Raw genomic sequence first — 8,481 nt, forward strand, 5'->3', positions numbered from 1 at the left:
AACAATCTTACAGTTTTATAAAGTCTAACATTTAAACTAGTGCTTTTATTCTATGTTTGTCGCAGATAACAACTAATAAACAACTTCATTTCAAATAATTTAAACTTGCAGACTATATAAAATCTTCATGAAGAAACAATGACACTTATAGAAAAATTGTGCCTTGATTAAAATAAGAGCCGCTCTCAGTTACACATCCGCGGCTCATTTTTAGACCATGGTATAATTTGTTATCTTATTGCCCGGCAACATTCCTAAGTGAGTCGTTCTAACTTTATTAAGATCGCAGTTTCAGGATCGAGAATAGGCAATGCAATTCCCACTTCCCGGCACCAGGAACCAGACACTTCACAACCCGAAAATGTCCATTGGGGCTGAGTATGAACAATATTTTCATAAAACGATGGTTTATCCAGAACTGAAAGCCGATAGATCGCCTGCTCATCCAAACCGGGAATTCTTAAATATCCGCTCAAAGCATGAGTCGGCATGGTCAATTGCGCAACCAGCACAACCGCCTCTGATTGATCGGCAGCAACTACAGCTTGAGCCTGATGCGCTTCGTCATCGGTCGGAATTCGCCAGTTAATGCCAGAGTGAAGCAAAGGCCGTAAAGATTGATGAAGCGCCACATAGCGTGCAAAATTGTCTTTTTCTGCCACATCTTCTTTCACAGGATCAAGTTCAATCCCCATATGGCCGAACAATGCAGTCAGCCCACGAAATTCAATACTGTGACGCCGACGCGTACTGTGACAATGACTGGCCCCGATATGGCTTCCCATCACTTCAGGCGGGAAAAAGTAACTCATCCCCCGCTGAATACGTTGCCGTTCCAATGCATCGTTATTATCAGACGGCCAGAACCGATCCGTACGCTTGAGGACTTCATAATCAATCCGGCCCCCACCTGAAGCACAAGATTCGATGCTCACATGAGGAAATTGTGATCGTATCTGATCAACCAGCGCATAAAATCGCTCGGTTTGCCGGACGCTTGATGCCCTGCCCTGATGTCCGGGCTGCACAATTTCACGATTCATATCCCATTTAATATAAGCAATATTATATCGACTCAGAAAATAAGACAGCCTTTGATATAAATATTCAAATGCATCATCATTATTTAAATCAATCGCATACTGATTCCTTCCGGTCGGTTGCTCATACCCATCTAACGCCAATAACCAATCCGGATGTGTTCGGTAAAGATCAGAATTCTTATTTATCATCTCCGGCTCGAACCAAAGGCCAAATTCCATTCCCAACTGATTGACATGCTCAATAATCGGTTCAAGACCATCTGGATATTTATTTTCATCTAAAAACCAATCTCCCAATGCAGCGGTATCATCACGACGAGCTTTGAACCAACCATCATCAATGATAAATCGTTCGACACCTAATTTTGCAGCCTGAGTAGCCATCGACATAATATATTCAGGTTCATGATTGAAATAAATGCCTTCCCATGTATTGAGATGAACAGGACGAGGCTGTGCAGTAGACTCCGGTGAACATATCGCATGACGGACATGAGCATGAAACTGTTGACTCATCCCGTTCAGTCCCCGATCACTGTAACTCGCATACAGCCATGGCGTCGTCAGGCTTTCACCTTCTTCAAGTGTCACTTCACCGGGTAAATAGATGACTTCTGCCTGCATATAGCGTCGGCCATCCGCTTTCACATCAACACGGAGTCGATGGTTGCCACTCCATGCAAAGTGGAATCCCCAGACATCGCCATGCAGTTCATCAAAATGCTGCGAACCGGCAATCAGTGCCGGATAGTGTTCATGAGAGGTTCGCCCACGCCGATTTTCTTGCTGATAACCACCTTGCAACAACGGCTGACGCTCGGTCTGAAACTCTTTCACCCAGCGTCCGTAAAATGTCATCAGCTCTTTTGCTCTTGCCGGTAACGGCAATGTGTTGGCCAAACGATTCACCTGATAAGCACCAGACTTGATATTTGTTAACTGATGACGAGTTTTCACCACATCATATTCGTCGAGATGGATTTCAGTGCTCAGCCGAAGGCCTGCCAAAAGATCCTCACTTTCCAGATACAGTGTCTGTCCTTTTAACACCTGCGACGTCTGTCCCTGTAAAGTATTCTCTTTTAACGTCTGTCCTTTTTGCACTTTTTTCAGAGTGAAAACCGGGGACCAGTCTTGACCGTTACGATGTCCTTCAAGGCCGGGGCTGCTGAATATCCCCCGCCCCAACTCAGGTGACAGTGTCACTGAAACATCCGTATCCAGACGCCCATAAGGAATAGGACGATGTAACGTCGGGCGGCAGCGCGCTGTATCACCACTCACCCGATTGCCCCAATATAGTATTTCTGCAAATTCTCCCAACTCAATGATTAACTGGGTTTGCTTGCCGGTTAATTCAATCAGTTCTCGTTCTTCCATCACAAGTCACTCTTTGGTTTCGTTGTGAACAGATTAATCGACTCTGATATGGTCAGCAAATCACATTCAGCGCATATATCACAAAATCTTACTTTTCCAGACTATTTGATAAAATAATCCAACTGCACCATGGACTTTAGTCATGCAAGAACCATAATATATCTCTATGATATTTCTCATAGTACAGAGACATCGACCGTGTTGACTCACATCATTCCATCTTACTTTTAGACACTTACCAGTGACCTAATTATGCAAAGAGGTATGTTCATTCAGGTACATACGGAATCACAATATGGATGAATCATTCACTGACCCACAAGACAATCACAATGCTCCGGCCGACCATGATGGTCCATTACTTGAGGGGGAAGCGACGTTAAGTTTTGAGCTGCGTCGCCCCTTTTATATGCCGGAATATCACTGGCACCAGCAAATTGAAGTGAACATTCTTTATCAGGGGACATTGACGTATACGTTCAATCATACTGACGTACTGATAGAATCTGGCCAGCTGGCCTTGTTCTGGGCTGTCACTCCCCACCGTGTCAGGAAAACCAGCGATGATGCCCTGATGGGGATTATCAATATCCCGCTCAATATGTTTTTAAGCTGGCCACTGCCTCAAGAATTTGTGCAACAGATTATGAATGGTGGCGCGATCTCCGCCACGCATGCTGATGTTATCAGTTTTGCAGAAAATCAACGCTGGATGGCGACGTATCGAGAAGGTCATCAGATCCGGAATCAGATTGTCCAAGAAGAGATCTTTTTAATGCTGCGCCGGCTTTGCTCGTATAACTATGATGTCGAAATGTTTAGCTTTATGCGTGATACCGCGTTACATCATACTCATTATACCGGTTATAAAAATGTACAGTTGATACTGGATTATATTGCCAATCACCACAATCAGGATATTAAAGTTGAAGACATTGCCGCTCATGTCAAACTTCATCCCAAGTATGCCATGAGTCTGTTTAAAAACATGCTCAGTGTTTCTATCAGGCAATATTTGATTATTATGCGTATCAACCACGCCAAAGTGTTACTCAGTAACACCCGTCACCCGATTAAAAATATTGCGATCCATAGTGGTTTTAAGTATCCGAGCTCTTTCTTTGCTGCATTCAAAAGCCATACCGGGATGACCCCACAAGCATTTCGGGCACAAAGTCAGCAACAAAAGACAGCGTAGATAGTTGAATAACAAAGCGTGAGACAGAAGTATGTCTGCCATGTAGGTGGCAATGGGAAGAGAGCAGAAAAACTGGAGCGGGCAGCGGGAATCGAACCCGCATCATCAGCTTGGAAGGCTGAGGTAATAGCCATTATACGATGCCCACATATCGGCTGAGGGGGATAAGATGCCACAACCAGAGAAAAAGGAAAGCGCTTTTTGCCTGAAAGCCGTTTGTTTGCACACTTCATCAGCAGATGAATATCAATCGGTTACTGAATAACCATAAAAATAGTGATTTTAATCTCCGTCACTAGTCGGAGTAGAAAAGTTTTCGCCTCGCGATCATTTGACTACAATAACAGTGAGTACCATAGTGATATCATCGATAGTAGGAGGTGCAATATGAACATTCGCGATCGTATTGAATCACTTGAGCAGCAGATCTATGTTGCTTGCTCCGAAGGTGATTACCAAACCGTCAATCATCTGGAACAACAATTAGAACATTTACAGGGACTCGTAGAGTATTCCATGCATGATGAAGGCCCGTATGTACTGGAAGGAAAAGATTTCTTGGATGATGAGTGGCGGTAATCGTAACAGAACCGGCTTTGACACAAATATGCCCGGATAGCTGATGCTATTCGGGCATATTTATATGCGTTTCCCGCTAGGACAAAGCAACGGATTTAATCTGTGCCCACACCGCCATACCGGGCGATAACCCTAACTCAGATGCAGATCTCATCGTGATTTTTGCTAATAAACGATGATGACCGGACAACGCCAGTACCACAATCACCTGTCCTTGCTGTTCTTTGTGGTAGTCAATATCAATAATCTCAGCCGGCAAACGGTTGAGCATGGTGGTTTGTTCCGGCTCATGCAGTGCAAGACTGACATCAGAAGCTAACACCCGGCAGCGATATAGCTCGTCTTTCTCCCCGATGTGTCCGGGCGCCCAAATAGTGACACCGTCACTATCAAGTTGTGTGATCCGATCAGGATGATGGTCAACAACCCGGGTATCAAAAATACTGCCCAGCTCCTCACCAAATATATCCTGATAACTGGGATCGGACATCACAACCTCAGCTTGGTCACTGACAATCACTCGTCCGTTTTGGAACAACACCACATGGTCGGCTAAACGAGCCAGCTCCCGAACAGAATGCGTCACATAAATCACCGGAATAGACAGTTCCTGATGAATTTTCTCCAAATACGGTAGGATCTCGGCTTTCAGCTTAATATCCAGTGCAGATAACGGCTCATCCATCAATAATAATTTGGGGCAAGTCAGCAGCGCCCGTGCAATCGCGATTCGCTGTTTCTCTCCCCCTGAGAGTTGATGAACCGAGCGCTCCAACAAATGGCTCACCCCGATAAAGCGACAAATACTGTCAACGGAAATCCGCCGTTTACTGGCCGGAATCCGTCGGTAACCGTATTCCAGATTCTGCTGAACAGATAAATGCGGAAATAATCCGGCTTCCTGAAAAACATAACCAATATCACGCTGATATGTCGGGATAAAAACCCCTTGTTCAGAACACTGCCAAACCTCATCACCGATTCGCAAACTTCCGTATTCAGGATGTTCCAATCCGGCAATTGCACGCAGACATGTTGTTTTCCCTGAACCGGAAGGCCCGAATAATACGGTAATGCCCGAAGCAGGCAGCGTTAAATCAACTGCGAAAGAGAAGTCAGGATAGCGGATGGCGAATGTCGCATCGATAGAACTCAAAAACTTACCTCTCCGAATAACGATAGCGATGATTCAACCAATACATCACTAGCAGAGCAATAAAAGAGAAAGCAACCAGACTGCCGGCCAGTAAATGTGCTTTACCAAATTCAAGCGCTTCAACGTAGTTGTATATTTCAACTGACATGACCCGAGTTTTACCCGGAATATTACCACCAATCATCAAAACAACCCCGAATTCGCCCAATGAATGACAAAACCCCATGATGGCTGCCGAAAAAATGCCCGGCCAGGCTAACGGCAAAATCACGGAACAGAACCGATCCCACGGAGAGGCTCTGAGCGTTGCCGCAACTTCAATCGGTAATTGACCAATCGCGAGAAAAGCATTTTTCAAAGGCTGTAAGACGAATGGAAAAGAGTGGATCGTACAAGCAATAGCAATGCCGGTAAAAGAAAAAGGTAACTGCCCCAGATGAAGCTGTTGCAATAACTGCCCAATGACGTTTTGAGGTGAAAACAGAAGTAACAGATAAAAGCCCAGCACCGTCGGGGGTAACACCATCGGCAGGGAACAGATAGCTTCAACAACGCCTTTATAACGACATTTGGAAACACATAGCCACCAAGCAACCGGGATCCCAATCACCAGCAAACTGAACGTCACGGCCCCGGCTAGTTTTAAGGTTGTCAGCACAACAACGCTGTCAATTTCCATCCTTTTACCTTTCGTTCACTGACCGATATCCATAACTCCGGATAATATTTTGTGCCCTGTCCGTCTTCAGATAATTGAGAAATGCCTGCGCGGCCTCATTGGTCTGCCCGGCAGGTAATACCACCGCATCTTGTCGGATGGGAGCATAATCTTCAAACGGGACTTCCCAGTAAGAACCGGACTGATAATGGTTATTCTGATAAACCTGAGATTTTGCGACAAATCCCAGCGCCGCATTCCCGGTGGCAATAAACTGGAATGTGGGATTGAGCCCTTTACCTTGAACAATTTTATCCTGAATTTTCGTATATAAGCCCATTTTTTCAAGAGCCTGTTGTGCTGCAAGCCCATATGGTGCCAATTGCGGATTTGCCATTGCAAGATGTGTATATGCTCCGCTCAGTAAGCGCTCTTTCACCGCAATCTTCGGCTGCGCCGACCATAAAACTAACGTGCCTCGCGCATAAGTAAATTGCTCACTCGCCTGTCGGGCTTGAACCAATTTGGCCGGGCGGACAGTATCAGCGGCAAAAAACAGATCAAACGGTGCCCCCTGTGTGATCTGAACATACAACTGTCCGGTCGCACCGGTTGAAATTTCGATATGGTGTGGAAACTGTGATTCAAAATCCTGACTCAGCGCCTTCATCGGCCGATAAAAATTATTCGCAACCGCAAATAAAGCGTCAGCTGACCAGCAAGACGCGCTCAATAACATCCCACTCACTAGCGCGATAAAACGAACTTCCATACTGATGTTCCTCGTCGATAGATGATAACTCAACCCATTGAATATCCATCAATCGCACCAGAATATACCGAAGTCAGCCTAAGATGAAGTTTCAACTGAAAAAATTCAGACCGTGGCTCCAAAGCAATCTCAACAATGTATCGCAATCTTTGAGAGGTGAAAAAATAATGGATTGATAAATCTAAGAAATATAGAGGGAAATGAAGAAAATAGCCTCAGACTCATACCACATCTGAAATATTCAGAGCTTCACTACGCTTTTCATATTTGATTTCGTACATTGATTGGTCAGCATGAGACAGCAGCCCTTGTTTACTGGCTGCATCATCCGGGAAACAGCTCATCCCGATACTGACCCCGACAGAAATTTGTATGTCATTGACAGAAATCGGTTGTGAAATCTCCTCTGACAACCGCTGAATCCGAGCTTCGATACAATCGACACTTTCCAGTAAATTCAAACAAATGACAAACTCATCACCACCGATGCGTCCGGCAAAATCAGCAGTTCGGATGTGATGATGAATACGTTCGCCAATACTGCGAATTAATTCATCACCAATTTCATGTCCGTAATTATCATTGACATGCTTAAATTTATCCAAATCTAAAAACAAGACCACCACTTTCAGTCCGGAGCGGCGCGCTTTGATTAAAGCACATTCCAGATGCTCCTCAAAAGCTCGTCGATTCAGCAATCCGGTCAGGTAATCATGTTCAGACAAAAAGAGCAAACGCTCTTTTTGTGCTTTTAATTCTTCGGTTTGTCGATGAACTTCGGTTTGCAAATCATCCCGGGATATCATTGTTTTTCTCAATGCACTTTTCATCTGGTGGAATAAATCCGCCAGTGCGACAAATTCCGAGTCTAAATGGTTTGTTTCGATTTGACTGCTCAACTTCCCTTGAGATAGTTCATGGAAACCATGTTTCAGTGCCTTAAAGCCAGACTGGAAATGCCGATAAATTTGCAACGCAAAAACCCAGACAAATGCAGAAAAAATCAATAAATTCGTAGCTGCCAGAATCAAAGTGAGCCGTTGATTTTCACGGCTTTGGTTCAGCTTTTTCCTTTGCAGCTCGAGCAGGTCTTCCGTCATATTTTGCACGAGCATATTGTATCGGGCGTGTAATAAATCCCGGCCTGACATCTTCCCTTCCATTCGCATGGCAGCCTGACCGTATTTGCTTTCCTGAGCAATCAACACCGATAAATTTTCATTCATCCGGATCATATTTCTCGTATGACGATCCGAATAAGCAAACTGATCTAATTTTTCCGATAGTCTTTGCTGTGCAGCAGAAACCTGCTTCAGCATATCGGCATCTTCATATTGTAAGAATCCCCATAACTGGCTACGCAGTGAATCAATACTCAACTGAATCTGCATAATCGATTCTAAATTATTCCGAGTTTGTTGCTGCTCTTTGGCTAAGCTCCAGAGTGAAAAAACAATCAATCTGACCTGCTCCCCTAAATCTAGTCCAGTCTATACTTAGTGATGTTCATCCAACCAAGGAGATGATGAACATGAAGAAGCGATTCAACGAACAACAGATCATTACCATTCTTAAAGAAGCCGAAGCAGGTATTCCCGTCAGGGAGTTGTGCCGTAAACACGGGATCTCGGATGCGACTTTTTACACCTGGCGCAAAAAATATGCGGGAATGGATGTCTCCGAAGCCCGTCGGCT

Annotated in this window: 8 protein-coding genes and 1 tRNA gene; 3 read left to right on the forward strand and 6 right to left on the reverse strand. The window is 44.7% G+C overall.

The window, feature by feature from the left end:
* Positions 1-254: 254 nt before the first annotated feature.
* On the reverse strand, positions 255-2,423 hold the full coding sequence (locus VR7878_RS00095; protein ID WP_205409396.1) for an alpha-galactosidase: 2,169 nt from the start codon (positions 2,421-2,423) through the stop codon (positions 255-257).
* Positions 2,424-2,718: 295 nt separating this feature from the next.
* Between VR7878_RS00095 and melR the strand changes: the two genes are divergently transcribed.
* Complete coding sequence (gene melR, locus VR7878_RS00100) at positions 2,719-3,621, forward strand: transcriptional regulator MelR (protein ID WP_077332260.1); 903 nt, start codon at positions 2,719-2,721, stop codon at positions 3,619-3,621.
* Between the two features lie 73 nt (positions 3,622-3,694).
* Here melR and VR7878_RS00105 read toward each other — a convergent pair.
* Positions 3,695-3,769, reverse strand: a tRNA-Gly gene (locus VR7878_RS00105).
* Between the two features lie 239 nt (positions 3,770-4,008).
* Between VR7878_RS00105 and VR7878_RS00110 the strand changes: the two genes are divergently transcribed.
* Complete coding sequence (locus VR7878_RS00110) at positions 4,009-4,200, forward strand: hypothetical protein (RefSeq protein ID WP_077332262.1); 192 nt, start codon at positions 4,009-4,011, stop codon at positions 4,198-4,200.
* Between the two features lie 76 nt (positions 4,201-4,276).
* Here the strand turns inward: VR7878_RS00110 and modC are convergent, their stop codons facing one another.
* The 4 genes from modC to VR7878_RS00130 form a co-directional block, all read right to left on the reverse strand.
* A complete protein-coding gene (gene modC / locus VR7878_RS00115; RefSeq protein ID WP_077332264.1) occupies positions 4,277-5,356 on the reverse strand; it encodes a molybdenum ABC transporter ATP-binding protein in 1,080 nt (359 codons plus the stop codon).
* A 4-nt stretch (positions 5,357-5,360) separates the two neighbouring features.
* The gene (gene modB, locus VR7878_RS00120) at positions 5,361-6,035 is read right to left on the reverse strand and encodes a molybdate ABC transporter permease subunit (RefSeq protein ID WP_077332266.1); all 675 of its coding nucleotides are present in this window, start codon (positions 6,033-6,035) and stop codon (positions 5,361-5,363) included.
* 4 nt (positions 6,036-6,039) lie between these two features.
* Entirely contained in the window at positions 6,040-6,786 is a 747-nt protein-coding gene (modA, locus tag VR7878_RS00125) for a molybdate ABC transporter substrate-binding protein (protein ID WP_077332268.1), read from the reverse strand.
* 221 nt (positions 6,787-7,007) lie between these two features.
* Positions 7,008-8,246 carry a GGDEF domain-containing protein gene (locus VR7878_RS00130; RefSeq protein WP_077332270.1) on the reverse strand — a complete coding sequence of 413 codons (1,239 nt, stop codon included), beginning with the start codon at positions 8,244-8,246 and terminating at the stop codon, positions 7,008-7,010.
* Positions 8,247-8,317: 71 nt separating this feature from the next.
* Here VR7878_RS00130 and VR7878_RS00135 point away from each other — a divergent pair.
* On the forward strand, positions 8,318-8,481 hold a 164-nt coding region (locus VR7878_RS00135; RefSeq protein WP_139343958.1), incomplete at its 3' end, for a transposase.

The organism is Vibrio ruber DSM 16370 (assembly GCF_900163965.1).
Lineage (GTDB): Bacteria > Pseudomonadota > Gammaproteobacteria > Enterobacterales > Vibrionaceae > Vibrio > Vibrio ruber.

Coding starts and splice junctions, on each gene's coding strand:
- VR7878_RS00095 (WP_205409396.1), bottom strand. CDS start 2,423: ATGGAAGAACGAGAACTGATTGAATTAACCGGCAAGCAAACCCAGTTA.
- melR (WP_077332260.1), top strand. CDS start 2,719: ATGGATGAATCATTCACTGACCCACAAGACAATCACAATGCTCCGGCC.
- VR7878_RS00110 (WP_077332262.1), top strand. CDS start 4,009: ATGAACATTCGCGATCGTATTGAATCACTTGAGCAGCAGATCTATGTT.
- modB (WP_077332266.1), bottom strand. CDS start 6,035: ATGGAAATTGACAGCGTTGTTGTGCTGACAACCTTAAAACTAGCCGGG.
- modA (WP_077332268.1), bottom strand. CDS start 6,786: ATGGAAGTTCGTTTTATCGCGCTAGTGAGTGGGATGTTATTGAGCGCG.